This is a genomic window from Haladaptatus sp. AB618 (assembly GCF_024136965.1).
Lineage (GTDB): Archaea > Halobacteriota > Halobacteria > Halobacteriales > Haladaptataceae > Haladaptatus.
Map to the genome: position 1 here is coordinate 34,931 of NZ_JAMYJX010000008.1, position 15,310 is coordinate 50,240.

General features: G+C 62.1%; 17 protein-coding genes. 12 read left to right on the top strand and 5 right to left on the bottom strand.

Annotated features, from left to right (window positions below):
* Window positions 1–149: 149 nt before the first annotated feature.
* The 3 genes from NKF26_RS19870 to NKF26_RS19880 all read left to right on the top strand — a co-directional run bounded on the left by NKF26_RS19870 (window position 150) and on the right by NKF26_RS19880 (window position 4,063).
* Window positions 150–1,364, top strand: coding sequence for an NAD(P)/FAD-dependent oxidoreductase (locus NKF26_RS19870; RefSeq protein ID WP_253227817.1), 1,215 nt, complete (start codon window positions 150–152; stop codon window positions 1,362–1,364).
* On the top strand, window positions 1,349–2,029 hold the full coding sequence (locus NKF26_RS19875) for an HAD family hydrolase (protein ID WP_253227818.1): 681 nt from the start codon (window positions 1,349–1,351) through the stop codon (window positions 2,027–2,029). The genes NKF26_RS19870 and NKF26_RS19875 overlap by 16 nt, the downstream gene beginning before the upstream one ends.
* 129 nt (window positions 2,030–2,158) lie before the next feature.
* Complete coding sequence (locus NKF26_RS19880) at window positions 2,159–4,063, top strand: glycoside hydrolase family 15 protein (RefSeq protein WP_253227819.1); 1,905 nt, start codon at window positions 2,159–2,161, stop codon at window positions 4,061–4,063.
* Window positions 4,064–4,066: 3 nt separating this feature from the next.
* Here NKF26_RS19880 and NKF26_RS19885 read toward each other — a convergent pair whose 3' ends face one another.
* Complete coding sequence (locus NKF26_RS19885; RefSeq protein ID WP_253227820.1) at window positions 4,067–4,855, bottom strand: NAD(P)-dependent oxidoreductase; 789 nt, start codon at window positions 4,853–4,855, stop codon at window positions 4,067–4,069.
* Between the two features lie 106 nt (window positions 4,856–4,961).
* Here NKF26_RS19885 and NKF26_RS19890 point away from each other — a divergent pair, with 106 nt between their 5' ends.
* The gene (locus NKF26_RS19890) at window positions 4,962–5,186 is read left to right on the top strand and encodes a hypothetical protein (RefSeq protein WP_253227821.1); all 225 of its coding nucleotides are present in this window, start codon (window positions 4,962–4,964) and stop codon (window positions 5,184–5,186) included.
* Here NKF26_RS19890 and NKF26_RS19895 read toward each other — a convergent pair.
* The gene (locus NKF26_RS19895) at window positions 5,156–5,350 is read right to left on the bottom strand and encodes a hypothetical protein (RefSeq protein ID WP_253227822.1); all 195 of its coding nucleotides are present in this window, start codon (window positions 5,348–5,350) and stop codon (window positions 5,156–5,158) included. The two genes, NKF26_RS19890 and NKF26_RS19895, sit on opposite strands and share 31 nt — an antisense overlap.
* A 123-nt stretch (window positions 5,351–5,473) precedes the next feature.
* Between NKF26_RS19895 and NKF26_RS19900 the strand changes: the two genes are divergently transcribed.
* The 5 genes from NKF26_RS19900 to NKF26_RS19920 all read left to right on the top strand — a co-directional run bounded on the left by NKF26_RS19900 (window position 5,474) and on the right by NKF26_RS19920 (window position 10,717).
* The gene (locus NKF26_RS19900) at window positions 5,474–6,058 is read left to right on the top strand and encodes an FAD-dependent oxidoreductase (protein ID WP_253227823.1); all 585 of its coding nucleotides are present in this window, start codon (window positions 5,474–5,476) and stop codon (window positions 6,056–6,058) included.
* Window positions 6,059–6,141: 83 nt separating this feature from the next.
* Complete coding sequence (locus tag NKF26_RS19905; RefSeq protein ID WP_253227824.1) at window positions 6,142–6,594, top strand: universal stress protein; 453 nt, start codon at window positions 6,142–6,144, stop codon at window positions 6,592–6,594.
* A 27-nt stretch (window positions 6,595–6,621) separates the two neighbouring features.
* Complete coding sequence (locus tag NKF26_RS19910) at window positions 6,622–8,076, top strand: MFS transporter (protein WP_253227825.1); 1,455 nt, start codon at window positions 6,622–6,624, stop codon at window positions 8,074–8,076.
* A gap of 783 nt (window positions 8,077–8,859) precedes the next feature.
* Window positions 8,860–9,312, top strand: a complete 453-nt coding sequence (locus tag NKF26_RS19915) for a MaoC family dehydratase (RefSeq protein WP_253234794.1) — start codon at window positions 8,860–8,862, stop codon at window positions 9,310–9,312.
* A 58-nt stretch (window positions 9,313–9,370) separates the two neighbouring features.
* The gene (locus NKF26_RS19920; RefSeq protein WP_253234795.1) at window positions 9,371–10,717 is read left to right on the top strand and encodes a serpin family protein; all 1,347 of its coding nucleotides are present in this window, start codon (window positions 9,371–9,373) and stop codon (window positions 10,715–10,717) included.
* A gap of 7 nt (window positions 10,718–10,724) precedes the next feature.
* On the opposite strand, the gene NKF26_RS19925 is transcribed toward NKF26_RS19920, so the two are convergent.
* Window positions 10,725–11,207 carry a hypothetical protein gene (locus NKF26_RS19925; protein ID WP_253227828.1) on the bottom strand — a complete coding sequence of 161 codons (483 nt, stop codon included), beginning with the start codon at window positions 11,205–11,207 and terminating at the stop codon, window positions 10,725–10,727.
* Between the two features lie 425 nt (window positions 11,208–11,632).
* Between NKF26_RS19925 and NKF26_RS19930 the strand changes: the two genes are divergently transcribed.
* From NKF26_RS19930 to NKF26_RS19940, 3 genes are all read left to right on the top strand, one after another.
* Window positions 11,633–12,175: a GNAT family N-acetyltransferase gene (locus NKF26_RS19930; RefSeq protein ID WP_253227829.1), complete on the top strand. Its 543-nt coding sequence runs from the start codon at window positions 11,633–11,635 to the stop codon at window positions 12,173–12,175.
* Between the two features lie 67 nt (window positions 12,176–12,242).
* Entirely contained in the window at window positions 12,243–12,689 is a 447-nt protein-coding gene (locus NKF26_RS19935; protein WP_253227830.1) for a DUF4112 domain-containing protein, read from the top strand.
* Between the two features lie 98 nt (window positions 12,690–12,787).
* A complete protein-coding gene (locus NKF26_RS19940) occupies window positions 12,788–13,696 on the top strand; it encodes a hypothetical protein (RefSeq protein ID WP_253227831.1) in 909 nt (302 codons plus the stop codon).
* Window positions 13,697–13,703: 7 nt separating this feature from the next.
* Here NKF26_RS19940 and NKF26_RS19945 read toward each other — a convergent pair whose 3' ends face one another.
* Complete coding sequence (locus NKF26_RS19945; protein WP_253227832.1) at window positions 13,704–14,273, bottom strand: cysteine hydrolase family protein; 570 nt, start codon at window positions 14,271–14,273, stop codon at window positions 13,704–13,706.
* Window positions 14,274–14,322: 49 nt separating this feature from the next.
* Entirely contained in the window at window positions 14,323–15,213 is an 891-nt protein-coding gene (locus tag NKF26_RS19950) for an SDR family oxidoreductase (protein WP_253227833.1), read from the bottom strand.
* Window positions 15,214–15,310 lie beyond the last annotated feature (97 nt).

Below are 15,310 nucleotides of genomic sequence, written 5' to 3' on the forward strand. Positions count from 1 at the left end.
TCTCAAACCCCTTTTCGATCGATACTGGCGTTTGCAGGCACGTCGCTTAACATCGTACCGATGGTAGCAGACTTCAAGCGGTAGCGGTAATCACGGTCGGAAGGATCGGAACGAAACCGACGACGAACGACGATTTACGAGGTACATTCATGTCACGGAAAATCGCCGTCCTCGGTTCGGGATACGCCGGGGTCGCGGCCCTACAGAGTCTCGAAGAGGAGTTGGAAGGGGAAGCGGACATCACGTGGGTATCGGAAACCGACTATCACCTCCTGTTGCACGAGGTGCATCGCTGTATCCGGGACCCGTCGGTCCGGGAGAAGGTCGTCATTCCGGTGGAGGAACTCAAGGACGACGACACCGAGTTCGTGCAGGCGCGGGTCACCGGACTCGACGTGGACGAGCGCGTTGTCCATCTGGACGAGAGCGACGACATCGAGTACGACTACTGCGTGGTCTGTCTCGGCAGCCAGACCGCGTTCTACGGCATCGACGGATTGGAGGAACACGCGCTCACGCTGAAGAGCCTGGGTGACGCGATGACCATAAATCAGAAACTCTCGGCGGCGGTTTCGGACGCGACCGACGACGATCCAGCACAGGTCGTCGTCGGCGGGGCCGGACTGACCGGTATCCAGACCGCGGGCGAAGTGGCCGCGTATCGCGACGAACGCGACGCTCCCGTCGAAATCCACCTCATCGAGATGGAAAACGAGATTTTCCCCGGCCACGACCACGAGTTTCAGGGGGCGATTCGGAACAAACTGGACGCGAAGGACATCGAAATTTCGACCGGCACTGTCGTCTCGGAGGTCGACGAGGCGAAAATTTACTTCGAGAACGGCGACCCACTCCAGTACGACGCCTTCGTCTGGGCGGGCGGTGTGACCGGCGAGGACGCGCTGTCCGACGCCGACATCGAGAAGGACCACAACCGCGCCTATTCGAGTTCGACGTTCAAGACGAGCGACGACCGGGTGCTGGCCATCGGCGACGCGGCGCTCGTGGACCAGGACGCGGAGGGGGGCCCGCTTTCCGAACAGGACGCCTGGGAGGCGATCGTCCATCCCGACACGGACGACGTTCCGCCGCCGACGGCCGAGGCGGCGATGGAGGAGGGTGAGCACGTCGGGAAAAACGTCGCTCGGATGATCGACGGCCGCGAACCCGTCCACTGGTCGTACATCAACAAGGGGACCGTCGTCTCCGTCGGGGAGGAGGCGGTCGCACACGACGTCATCGGTATTCCGCTCAACACGTTCAGCGGGCCGGGCGCTCGCGTCCTCAAGAAGGTCATCTCGGCGCGATGGATCGGTGAGTCATACTCGTGGCCGGCGGCGGCGAAAGCATGGACGGACATGTGAACCCCGAGGAGTCGACCGTGGCCGTCTACTTCGACATCGACGGAACGCTGCTCGAACGGCGGCGCGAGGAGGACGAAGTCGTGCCGACGGCCGCCGAGTTCGGCATCGACCTGCGCGACGAGCAGGTCGAGACGTTCGACCAGTTCGTCCGGCAGTACTTCCGTCGGAACGTCGAGGACGGCTACCGCGAAGCCGTGAAGACGTTCACGAAACATCTCGACCTCGACGTCGATACCGACGCGTTCACCGCCTCGCTCAAGCGACTGAAGGTGGAAAACACCCGACTCGTGGACGGTGCCGAGGGAGTTCTCGACGAGTTCGCGGAATCGACGCGTCTCGGCATCATCACGAATGGCGAGGGTGACATCCAGCGCGAGAAGCTAGCGACCCACGGTATCGACGACTACTTCGAGCACGTCCTCATCTCGGGGGAGCGCGAGACGATGAAGCCGAAGGACGAGATGTTCGAGATGGCGAAACGTGAGTGGGTGGCGGACGGGTACGTCTACGTCGCGGACCGACTCGGTGACGACATCGTCCCCGCGAGGGGGAACGGGTTCACCACCGTCTGGGTGTCCGACGACGTATCACCGATTCCGGACCACGTGGTGCCGACGCTCGCCGACCTGTCCGTGGACGGCGTACTGGACGTGGTTTACCCGTGATCGAACACGGTGTGACGACACGCGGATTCGACCGACTGAGGGGAAATCGAATGAGAACGACTATCGACGGAACCGTCGGTTCTCGCCCAACGGCGAGGATCATGGACGAACGGGGAGGTACGGACACGGATGAGTGAATTCACGCCGATTTCGGAACACGGTCTCATCGGGAACCTGGAGACCTGCGCGCTCGTGGACACGACCGGTGCGGTCGATTGGTGTTGTTTCCCACATATGGAATCCCCGAGCGTGTTCGGATCGATACTCGACGCCGAACGGGGCGGGGAGTTCGCCATCGCGCCGCTCACCGAGTACGACGCCCACCAACAGTATTTCGACCGGACGAACGTCCTCCAGACGACGTTCGAGACGGCGTCCGGCGAGTTGACCGTCACCGATTTCATGCCGGTCATCGGCGAAGCGGTCGCCGACGAGCATCCGGACCAAGCTATCTATCGGAAGGTGACCTGTACCGAGGGGACTGTGGACGTGGAAGCGACGTTCGCGCCTCGATTCGATTACGCCCGTTCCGAGACGTCGCTGGAATCGACGTCCGGCGGGATTCGCGCGACCGGAGACGGGGACGACGAGAGCGCGTTCCTCTCGACGCCGACTTCGATGGTCATCGAGGACGATACGGCCCACGCGACGTACTCACTCGACGCGAACGAGAGCCACTGGTACGTGTTCCAGTACGACAGCCACGAACCGATGGGAGGGAGTTCCTGCCGCGAGTTGCTCGACGAGACCGTCGATTACTGGCACGACTGGAGCCATAGCTGTAGCGGGTCGGACTGCCCGTTCGAGGAGATCGGCCACGACCACGTCATCCGATCCGGTCTCGTGCTCAAACTGCTCACGCGGATGGACACCGGGAGCATCTGTGCGGCACCGACGACCTCCCTCCCGGAGAACATCGGCGGGGTTCGAAACTGGGACTATCGGTTCAGCTGGATTCGGGACAGTGCGTTCACCGTGCAGGCGCTGACGCATCTCGGCTACACGACGGCGGCCGACGAGTATCTCAACGACTACATGGAACTGAGCCGTTCGACGGATCCAGAGGACCTCCAACCGCTGTACGGGCTGGATCACCGTTCTGACTTCGAAGAGGAAACGCTCGACCATCTCTCGGGCTATCGCGGCTCCAAACCGGTCCGAGTCGGGAACGACGCGTCGAGCCAGTTCCAACTGGACATCTACGGCGAACTCGTTCAGACGGTTTACCAGATGGCGTGGTCGAACGAGGGGGTCGTCGACGAGGATTGGAACACCGTCAGGGACATCACCGAGTTCGTCTGTGAGACGTGGAACGATCCGGATTCGGGAATTTGGGAACCGCGGCGGGAACCGACCCACTACGTCTACTCGAAGGTGATGTGCTGGTCGGCGCTCGACCGCGCCATCGACCTGGCCGAGCGGGAAGGACTCGACGCACCGCTCGATAGGTGGCGGGAACAGCGGGAGGAGGTACGGGACGCGGTCATCGAACGGGGGTTCGACGAGGAGTACGACAGCTTCACGCAGACGTTCGATGGCGATCGAATCGACGCGACCGGACTCCTGATCCCACAGACCGGATTCCTGCCGATAGACGACGAGCGGGTCCAAGGAACCATCGAGGCCGTCAGGGAACACCTCACGACGCCGGACGGGTTCGTGTATCGGTATCAGGAAGGAGGGGACCAAATGCCCGGAAAGGAGGGTGCGTTCATCCTCTGTTCGTTCTGGCTCGTCTCCGCGCTCGCCAAATCCGGGGACGTGGAGCGCGCCGAGGAAATATTCGAGAACGTCTTGGAAACCACGAGTTCGGTCGAACTGCTCTCGGAACAGGTCGACGTCGAACGGGAGGAACTCCTCGGGAACTACCCGCAGGCGTTCAGTCATATCGGCCTCATCAACAGCGCGCTCTACATCGCGGAGGCCAAGCGGGACGACTTTTCGGTCGAATCGATGGGAATGAACGAGACATCGCTGGGGTCACGGACGGGTGACGACCGGACGGGCGAACATCGAACGGCCGAGACGGAATAGTCCTTACTCCCCGTCGAGCACTTCCGCGGAGTTGTCCCGCGGTTTGTAGTCGATGGACCGGAGCGTGTGCGTGAGCGAGAGACAGCGGTTGTCGTTGCGCGAAATCGCGTGGACCGCGACCGGGTTCTCCTTCAATTCCGAGAGTGTAGCGGCGCGCAGCGCCCTGTGACAGTCGGGCTTGCTGAGCCACATCGCACGGGCGAAGCGGGCGTTCGCCTCCGGATAGTCGGTCTCTGGGTTTTCCTGTGAGTCGCGCAGTTCGTCGCGAGACATCAGCCACCCGATTCGGAGGTTCACCGTCTCGATGTCGTGCTGGTAGGCGAACCGGTTGCCGATGGCTTCGCTCGACACTTTCGTCACGCCGTACCACGAATCGGGATGGGGTGGCGCGTCGTGCTGGAGTGCAGGCGCGTCGTCGTACATCGTCTCCGGTTCGTCGGGGGCCACGGTCTCCCGGCCGTTGATGGCGTGATTCGAACTCGCGTACACCACCCGGTCGAGTCCGTTCTCGATGGCCGCCGTGTACGCGTTGTAGGTTCCTTGGATATTCACCGGGGTCAAATCGTCCCACTCGGCGTACGGCGAGGGATTCGCCGCGAGGTGAATCAGAACGTCCTCGTCCGAGAGCGCATCGACGAACGCGTCTCGGTTCGTCACGTCGACCGGGATGCTGTCCATGTCGTCCTGTTCCGTGCGCGTGATGAGGGTGAGTTCGTGTGGAGTGTCGTCGAACGCTTCGATGACCTCACGACCCACGTTTCCGGACGCACCGGTAACCGCGATACGTGTCATATCGACAGGTCACGGGCCAACGGGACATATGTGGTGGCCGCCATAGCCAGCAGTTTTTGTGTCACTGATGGAAACTAGTTCACAATAGTTGAAACGAATTGCGGACATGTCCTCCGACGAACCGTACTTCTCGCGTCGCCAACTGATCGGCGCGGGGGGACTCGCGGCCCTCGGCGCGTGGTACGTTCGCCCCTCCCGATTCACGAGTGAGCAGTCGCTCGACCGACCGATTCCGCGGGATACGTGGCCGACCTTCGGTCGGGACGCCTCCCGCTCGGGATACGCGCCGACGGCGTTCGCCTACGTGCTGGTCGTGCGAACCGACTGGTGAGCGTCCGAATCGGTGTCACCGTCGGAGTCGGAATCGCCGTCGTGGTCCGAATCCCCGTCGTCCCGGTCGCTGTCGGAATCGCCATCGAGTCCGGCGGAGTACGTCTCGTCGTATTTTATCAAGTCCGCCCATCCGTCGTCCCCGTGGGCGCAGTGTTGACACATAGTATCGGAGAACGACCGACGAAAGGATAAGGCTTTGCGTGACGAACGGCCGTTTCAGCGGGGAGAGACGTTCAAACAACGACCCCGATCTTTATTCTCTCGTGGTGTGTACACCTGCTTGTCATGGTAGACGTAGCAGTCATCGGCGGCGGCCCCGCCGGTCTGAGCGCGGCACTGTTCACACAGAAGAATGGGCTCGAAACCGTGGTGTTCGACACCGACGAAACGTGGATGCACAAGGCACACCTGTTCAACTATCTCGGCATTCGGAGCATCAAGGGAACCGAGTTCATGTCCATCGCTCGCGGACAGGTCGAGGACCGCGGTGCGAACATCGAGCAGGGCGAGGAAGTCACGAGCGTCGAGGAGAATGGAGACGGCTTCACCGTCACGACCGACGACGGCGAGTACGACGCGACGTACGTCGTCTTCGCAACGGGCAACGATCACAGCCTCGCCGAGTCGCTCGGCTGTGAGCTAACCGACGACGACGTCGTGGATGTCGACGTGACGATGGGAACCAGCGTCGAGAACGCCTACGCGACGGGTGCGATGGTCCGTACCGGGGAGTACGAGGCCGTCATCTCGGCCGGGGACGGCGGTGCGGCGGCGCTCAACATCCTCTCGAAGGAGAAGGGAGAACACTTCCACGACTTCAACGTTCCCGGCGACGTGCCGACGCTCGGTGACGGCGAGACGTCGGACTGACGGCGAGGCGTCGGACTGACGGGACGGGTTCCGCTTTCGAACATCCAATACCACTATTTCCGTTGCCCGCGTTGGGGGAACCGATGTACGATTCGATCCTCGTTCCGACGGATGGAAGCGGCGGTGAACAGCAGTTTGTCGAGGAGGCGATTTCGCTCGCGGAGCTGACGGGTGCGACGGTGCACGTCGTCCACGTCGTCGATAGCGGCCTCGCGGAGTCGCTCTCGAAATCGACCCGATCGATGGTGAACGACGACCTGAAAACGTCGGGCGAAACGGCGATCGGGTCGATCGTCGGCGCGGCCGAGCGCGCCGGACTCGAAACCGAGTCGACCGTCCTGCACGGCAACCCAGCAGAGGAAATCGTCGAGTACGCCGAGGAGAACGACATCGACGCCATCGTCATGGGAACCCACGCGAACAAGGGCGTCAGCCATCTCGTCCTCGGGAGCGTCACCGAACGCGTCATTCGGCTATCGACGGTGCCGGTGCTGGCCGTCAATCTGACCGAGCACCACTCGTCCGAGCACCACTGATTAGGTCCTCGGCGACGAAGGAAATCCATGACGAACCGGCGGGTTGCGACGCTCGGCGTCCTGCTCGGAATTTTCCTCGCGGCCATCGACGGCACCATCGTCAGCACGGCGATGCCGACCGTCGTCCAGTCGCTGGGCGGACTGCAACTGTACGCGTGGGCGTTCGCTGCCTACATGCTGTTCGCGGCCGTGTCGATGCCGCTGTACGGCCGCCTCGCGGACATCTACGGCCGAAAGCGGTTGTTCTTCGTCGGAGCGGGCATCTTCGTCGGCGGGAGCGCGCTGTGCGGCGCGGCGGGAAGCATGCTCGAACTGGTCGCGTTTCGCTCCTTGCAAGGAATCGGTGCGGGCGCGATGTTCGCCATCCCGTACACCATCCTCGGCGTCGTGTACCCGCCCGAAGAACGCGGCCGTGCCATCGGCCTCGGGAGCACTGTCTGGGGGATTTCGAGCGTCATCGGTCCCCTGCTCGGGTTCCTCATCGTCTCGACCGTCGGGTGGCGCGGCGTGTTCTATCTGAGCGTACCGGTCGGACTACTGGCCGTCCTCCTCGTCTGGGTTTCGCTGGACGAATCGACCGGGAGCGCCGAGCGCGACATCGATTTCCTCGGCGCGGCCGTCCTCTCCGTGGCCGTCGGAACGCTCCTCGTCGGACTCCAACTGCTCGAAACGACGAGTTCGTGGGCACTACCGCTCATCGTCGTCGGAATCGTCGGCTTCGGCGCGTTCTACGCCGTCGAGAAGCGGGCGAGCCAACCCATCGTCCCCCTCTCGATGTTCGACGACACGGTATTCATCACGACGAACGTGACCGGATTCCTCACGAGTTTCGTCCTCTTCGCGGCGATTACGTACGTTCCGCTGTATCTCCAGAGCGTCCAAGGCGGTGCCGAAAGCGCCGCGCTGGCCGTCTTCCCCATCTCCATCGGGTGGTCGGGGACGAGTTTCCTCTCCGGACGACTGGTGAACCGAGTCGGCGAACAACGACTCGCCACCGTCGGGAGTAGCCTGCTGGTCGTGAGCTTCGGCGTCGCAACCGTCCTCTGGACGGCGACGACGCCGGTTCCGGTGGTCGTCGTCAACGTGTTCGTGATGGGCGTCGGCATGGGGATGGTGACGCCGCCGCTGCTGACGGCGATTCAGAACCACTTCGGCACCGAACTGATGGGCGTCGTCACCTCCTCCCAACAGTTCTTCCGCAACCTCGGCGGGACGATGGGCGTCGCGCTCCTCGGCTTCGCGCTGAACCTCGTCATTCAAAATCGGCTCGCGGCAACGTCCAACATCGCCAACGTCGGCGAACTCCAACAACGGTTGCTCGGGTCGGCCACACCGCCTGCCGGGTTGGCCTCGATTCTAACGGACGGCCTGACGACCGTGTTCGGGCTTTCGGTGGTCGTCTCGATACTCGCGGTCGGCTTTGCGTACTATATTCCCAGAAAGCGCGCCGAGTCGTCGGCGCAGGCGACGGCCGGAGACTGAGACGAAACCGAGAGTGGAGTGAGATGTGTTTGATTCTAGTTTTGTGAGTGCAGCGACTACGATGAAGGCCCAGAAAGTCCCTGTCCGCTCGCTAGGACGTAGGATTGAATTTATTGCGATTTCAGTAGCCGAGCCGCATGAAGACCGCACCCGCCCACACACCTCCCCAACCTCCTCGCTCCTACGGTCGCTCGTCCCTCACGCGGGCGCACATCAGTGCGCCGTCGCGCGCCGTGTGGTTTGTCCGTATCGACCAGCCCGACCAGCCGGACGGCGCGCGGGCCAACAAGCCTGAGGATAGCGGTCATCCGAGGGCTTGTTGGCTATCGTGCGAGGGATGAGCGGAACGACTGGTAAGGAGTCATTCGAAAATCTCCGATTTTTGAGCATGAAGCGAATCGACTGGGGAGGCGTGTGGTGCGGGACGGTAGCGGTCGAGGGGGGGGACTGAAAGGGGCCGTCCGCTCGCGCTTGCGTAGTCGTCTCAGTGACTCCTCTTGACGAAACGAGCGACGAAGGAGCGAGTTGAGGAAAGATGTCGCTGAGACGACCGCGAGCGGGCGGGGGCTTTCGAGGCAGTCTACCCTCCAGTAACTGCAATCACAAACCAGCCAAACACTTTTTTCGAAGCGAACGGCCGGGGGGTTTCGGGGTCCCCTTCTCAACAACTGCAATCACAAACCTACCAACCACTCCGTCTCGGAGCGAGACTCCAAGTGTTGACGAGTCTCCAAAATTTCCCAAGCCCGCGGCTATTTGTGCCATCTCCCCAAACCACCACCCATGTCAGACCGCGATTTCGAGGACCTCGTCGTCGGCGACCGACAGACGTTCGGCAGTTACACCGTCACCGAGGAGGAAATCCTCTCGTTCGCCGAGCAGTACGACCCGCAGGAGTTCCACGTCGATCTGGAGGCCGCCGAGGAGTCGATGTTCGGCGAACTCGTCGCCAGCGGGTGGCACAGCACGGCCATCTCGATGCGAATCCTCGTGGATAACTTCTTCCAGAACAGCGGGAGTTTGGGTTCGCCCGGCGTCGAATCCGTGACGTGGCCCGCTCCGGTCAAACCGGGTGAAACGCTCTCGCTGACGCTGGAAGTCACCGACAAGCGTATGCTGGAGAGCGACCCGAGTCGCGGCCTCGTCACGTTCTCCCTCGAAATGCAGAACGAAGACGGGGAGACGAAACTCACGATGGACCCGAAGGTGTTCTTCGCGCGTCGGGAAGAACAGTAAGTAAAACGGTTATTTGTCCCTTGGGAACATATTTGCTCGCAACGACGAAACGACGAGTATGGCTCCCACCCGCCGCCAAACGCTCGCCCTCGCGAACGCGCTCGCCGCCGGGGCGCTCCTCCCCGGTTGTCTCGGGTCGTTCTCGATGGAAAAACCGAACCCGAAAGGAGGACTAATGACCGAAACGCCGGAAAAGACCGTGACAGGAACGGAGAACCCGAATCCCGCTTCGACTGACGAGAAAGCCATCCGAACGCTCGCCCGCGGAAACACCGCGTTCGGACTGGACCTGCTCGCGTCGCTCGCGGGCGATTCTCCTGGGGAAAACCAGTTTTTCTCCCCGTACAGCGTCTCCGTCGCGCTGGCGATGACCTACGCGGGCGCTCGCGGCGAGACGCGAACCGAGATGCACGATACCCTCCTGTTCCCGCTCGACGGCGACTCGCTTCACGCCGCGTTCGGAAAGACCGACGACGAAATCGAGTCCACGGCGGAGCGGTCCACGGCCGACTCCGACGAAGGGACGCCGTTCCAGTTGACGACGGCGAACGCGGTCTGGGGGCAGGACGGCTATCCGTGGCGGGACGAGTTTCTCGACACGCTCCTGACGTACTACGGCGCGGGATTGCACATCTGCGATTTCGAGCACGACGCCGACGGGGCGAGGGACGTCATCAACAACTGGGCCGCCGAACGGACGGCGGACAAGATCACGGACCTGCTACCCGAGGGGTCGCTCGACGCGATGACGCGTCTCGTTCTCACCGACGCCATCTATTTCAAAGCGACGTGGGACGAGACGTTCTCCGAAAAACGGACGGAACGGAAACCGTTCACCACGCTCGACGGCACGGAAGTCATGGTGCCGATGATGTCCCAATCGAGTTCGTTCCCGTACGCGACGGTCGATGGTCATCAACTCATCGAACTGCCGTACGTCGGCGGCGAAGTCGGCATGGTGGTCGTCCTGCCGAAGGAGGACACGTTCGAGGAGTTCACGGACTCGCTCGACGCGGACGGACTGACGACGATGGTGGACGAGTTGGAACCGGAACACGGGTCGATTTCGCTGCCCAAGTTCGGCGTCGAATCGTCGTTCGAACTCGGGACGACGCTCGCTTCGCTCGGGATGGAGCGGGCGTTCTCCTCGAACGCCGATTTCGGCGGCATGGCGAACCTCGAAAAAACCGGCGAGGACCTCCGGATAGGGGACGTCTTCCACGAGAGCTATATCGACGTCGGCGAGAAGGGGACGGAAGCGGCGGCCGCGACGGCCGTCAAGGTGGTCGCGACGGGGGCACCGGCGAACCCGTTCGAGATGACGATCGATAGGCCGTTTTTGTTCCTGATCCGCCACAAACCGACGGACACGACGCTGTTTCTGGGTCGTGTCGTAAGTCCCTGATTCGAACTCACGCCGTTCGCCTGCGCCGCATTTTCTCCACGAGTCGCTTTGCCGACCCCGAAACCGACTCGCGCGTATTGGGCTTCGTCCAGACGTAGCGCGCGCTCCCGTCCTCGAATCGCTGTACCTCGTCCAACTGCCAGCCCCGCCGCTCCAACACCCGCTCGATGGTTAGATAGGGGAAGTGTTCCTCGATGTACCCCACTTCGGTTCCGTAGATGTCGGACGCGTACAGTTGCGAAACCATCCCCTCGTGTTCGACATCCCATTTGATGTGGTAGTACCAGTAGCTGATATATGTCGGAAGGTCGAGTTTTGGTAGTTGTCCCCGTCGTAACGTTCCCTCCTGGTTGCGCTCCGGCCCGTTCCACGAGAGGGACGAGACGGCATCGTACTCCTCTCCACGTGCTGGCGAATCGTTAAACGTCTCCAACCACTGATGCTCCCCGCACTCCCGGATCACGGTTTCCACGACAATTCTCCGTGGCATGTTGAAACGTACGTCCCGAAAAATAATGATGTTTTTGTGCATCGAACATGCACGATGGGATGGAGGGTGGTGTGGAGTAGTGAAATGAGAACGGAAAAGCACGAAGCGATGCGATGAGAGATGAAGCGATGCAGTGAGGAATGAAACGGTGTGGGGAAACCACACCGGTTTCGGAAGTCAGAGGCATGTGGCGGTGATACGATGAGCGGACGTCCCGCCCTTTTCCGGTGACGACCACCAGTCGTCACTTTTCAACCGCAGTCGTAGCCGCCACAACTATTGGATTTACTGAATCTTCCAAATGCTTTGTGGCAGATCGTCACCGGGCGAAATCCGGTGAACTAGCCGTGTTTTCGGTAGAAATTCCCCGCCGTCTGTCGATTCGATGCGGAAGTTATTTATCATAAATGCATATAAATCAACTCATGCCCGGTGCACGAATCACGGCAGGAGAGCGAGTCACGCTCCGAACGCTCGAAAAAGAAGATCTCCCGTTTCTCCAGCGGGCATACACTAACCCCGAGATACGCTATCCGCTCGGCACGCCGCTCAAGAACCGGGACCAACTCGAAACGTGGACCGAAGACGAGGGGACCGACCAGTTCCTCGTCTGTCTCGACGGCGAGGACGAAGGCGATGGGGACACGCGACCCATCGGTGCCGTGTTCGTCGAGGATGCGAGTTGGCGGCGACCCGAACTCGTCTACTGGCTGACTCCGGACGTTCAGGGCAACGGGTACGGAAAGGAAGCCGTTTCCCTCGTCATCGACTACATCTTCCGCGTGTACGACACTCCCGCCGTGGGTGCCGGAGCCTACGCGTTCAACGACGCCTCGCTCGGTCTGCTCGAATCCCTCGGTTTCGAGGAGGAGGGACGAATTCGCATGGATCGGTTCGTTGACGGTCGGTACATCGATCGGATCGTATGCGGTCTGCTCCGGGAGGAATGGCGCGAGCGAACCGAATAGGAACATAATTCCCCCACTTTGAGCATTCAGCCATCGAATTTATGCCGTTCCGGAATCAGATTCGCCCATGAGCAACTCCGATCTGGAGGACGAGTTCGATTTCGACGGCGAGTTGCCGCCGACGGTCGACCGCGCGGCGATCGACCGAATGCGGACGATCGCACACGTCTTCGACGACTTCATGCGAATTCCGTTCACCGACATGCGCGTCGGTCTCGACCCCATCCTCGGCGCGATTCCGGTCGTCGGCGACGTCATCAGCGCCGGGCTTTCGCTGTACATCGTCCTCGAAGCGGCCCGGTTGGGTGTCTCGTTCACCACCCTCCTCCGGATGATAGCGAACGTGAGCATCGACGTCGTCGGCGGTTCGGTGCCGGTCGTCGGCGGCATCATCGACGCCGTGTGGAAGGCCAACAAACGCAACGTCGAACTGGTGCTGGAGGACCTCGCCAACGACCCGCTGGACGACGGCTTCGACGGCGAAACCGAAGTCGTCGAAATCGAGATCGAGTAACGGTTGGTGACGCTCCGGAGATACGTCCGTTTCCGTTCACTTTCGAAGTCGAAAGTTTCTCGATACGGTGGTGCTAGGGATAGTTCGTCTACGACTCCATGTTCGAGACGACTTTCGGTGTCCTCCAGAAATCGCCCCTCGCAATCGTCCCGCTCGTCGCCATCGGTTGGTTCGTCGCGCTGGGCGTCCGTCGGAGTAAACTCGTTTCCCGAGTCGCGCGATACGTTTTCGTCCTCGGCGTGATTCCGCCGTTCTGCCTCTTCGTCCTCGCCGACTTCTTCGGGAGTCAATCGAGTCGAGGTCTCGCGCGAACCCTCCTCGATAGCGAAGTTCGGCTGGTTGTCGGCATGCTCGACACCGCCGACAGGCTGACGGCGGCGGTGCTCCGAGCGTTCCTCCATCTTGTGTCCGGGGTCACCCCGGGCGACCCCCTCGTGGGAATCACGTCGATGCTACCGTCGTGGGACCCGTTCGCCGCCATCTCCGCCGTCGGGTTTCTCGTCGCGGTGTTCGCCCTCCATTTCGTCGCGGGCATCGTCGTGATTCGGATTACCCGGTGGGAGAACGGCGCGTCACTCGCCGACGAATGGCTGAGCGCCGCCGGTGTGGTGCTGTTCGTCTCCGGAATGGTGTGGATGCTGCTCCAGTTCGACCCGACCGGGTTCGGGAACTTCGAACTCCGGGCGTCGGTGCTGGCCTCCTCGATGGGGTTGGTCACCGGCATTACCGTGTCGAACCTCCCCGTGAACCTCCCGGCGTGGTGGCCGGACGGCGTGATGGGGGACGGCGAGACGGCGGACGCCGAATCCAAGGCTGACACCCCGACGGGACGGGAACGAACGCGACGCGCGTCGCGTTCGGATACCCGGTCCCCCCGAGCCTCGGCGACCGAAACAGCAACGGGGGACGCTTCGGCGGCCGAATCGACATCGAGGACCGAAGCCGCCGATTCGGATCCCTCGTTCGAGCGGCTACAGAAAACGGTCGAGTCGCTTCTCCGTCGGTAGGAGACGATTACCCGCTTGCCTGTTCGGCCGGAGCGGTCGCCCGCCATCCCTCGATGAGTTCGTCCGCGCTCGTTATCTCCGCGTTGTACACGTCCTGCAGGTACTCCAACCCGCCACGGTGGTCCTCCTCGCTGAACGCCTCAACGCAGTCCTCCGGGACGGCGATGTGGTAGCCGCGGAAGAGCGCTCCAGCGGAGGCGTGCCGGATGCACATGTTCGTGTGGAGGCCGGTCAGAATCACGCGGGAGACGCCCAGACTCCGGAGGTGTTCGTCCAACCCCGTCCCGTAAAACGCGTCGTACGTTCGCTTCTCGAAGACGTGGTCGTCCGGACCGGGTTCGAGTTCCGGAATCACTTCCGCGCCCTCGGTTCCGCGCATGGCGTGTTCGCCCCACACGTCCAACTCGAAGTCCTCCGGTCGGTGGGCGTCGTTCACGTAGACGACCGGAACCCCGGTTTCGCGCGCGGCGGCGATGAGTCGGTCGAGTTCCGGGATGATGTGCTCGGCGCGCTCGGCCGCGATTTTTCCGGTCACGAAGTCGTTCAGCATGTCGATGACTAGCAGTGCGTCGGTCATTGTTCTCCCCCGAATCGAGATAGGGAGTCAGCGAAGAAAACGGTTGCAGTCAGTACCGAAGCGAATCCGGCGAAATGCCGACGAATCCGGCGCTCACGTCCCACAGACGCTTTCGCACCTCGGCGTCGTGTGATTCGTCGGAGGATTCGACGACGTCGCTGTCACTGAAGTATTCGCCCGTCACGCCGTCGTACTCGGGCGACGCGGCGGCGCGGATGACGGTTTCGGCACCTTCCTCGACGCTCTTCGTAAACGGCAGGGGAAGGACCGAGAACAGGCCGAGCGTCAGTCGCCCGCGAATCGACGCCTCGCGCGTGAACGCGGTTTCGGGCACGAACCCGGGGTTGGCCGTGGTTGCGGTCACGCCAGTTCCGTCCAGTCGTCGTGCCAGTTCGTAGGTGAAGAGGAGGTTCGCCAATTTGGACTGGCTGTAGGCCGCCATGTCCTCGTAGTCGCGCTCGCGCTCCAAATCGGCGAAGTCGATGGTGCCCCTCTCGTGCAGTTCCGAGGTCGTCGTGACGACGCGGGCAGGCGCACTTTCGACCAGCAGGTCGATGAGCAGATGCGTGAGCAAAAAGGGCGCGAGGTGGTTGATGGCGAACGTGGCTTCGATGCCGTCCACGGTCTCCGTTCGCCGGTTTCGGAACGTCCCCGCGTTGTTCACCAGCAGGTCGAGTCGGTCGTGGCGGTCCTCGAACTCCGCCGCGAGGTTCCGGACGTTGTCTTGGGACGCGAGGTCCCCGACGTACAGTTCGGCCCAGCCGTCGCCGTTCCGGGCCTCGATTTCCCGTGCGACTTTCCGGCCGCGTTTCCGGTTCCGACCGACGATTGCGACCGAGGCACCGTACTCGGCGAGTTTGAGTGCGGTTTCGCGGCCGATGCCGCTGGTGCCGCCGGTGACGAGGGCCACTTGGTTCCTGAGGTCGGGTCGAGTGGGCATGATTGGGTGGAGGGAGCGGGAGGGGAAATCCGTGGCGGAACTCTCGACACGACATCCTCTCAGCCATTTTCACCGAACGACAGTTGTTACCACAGGA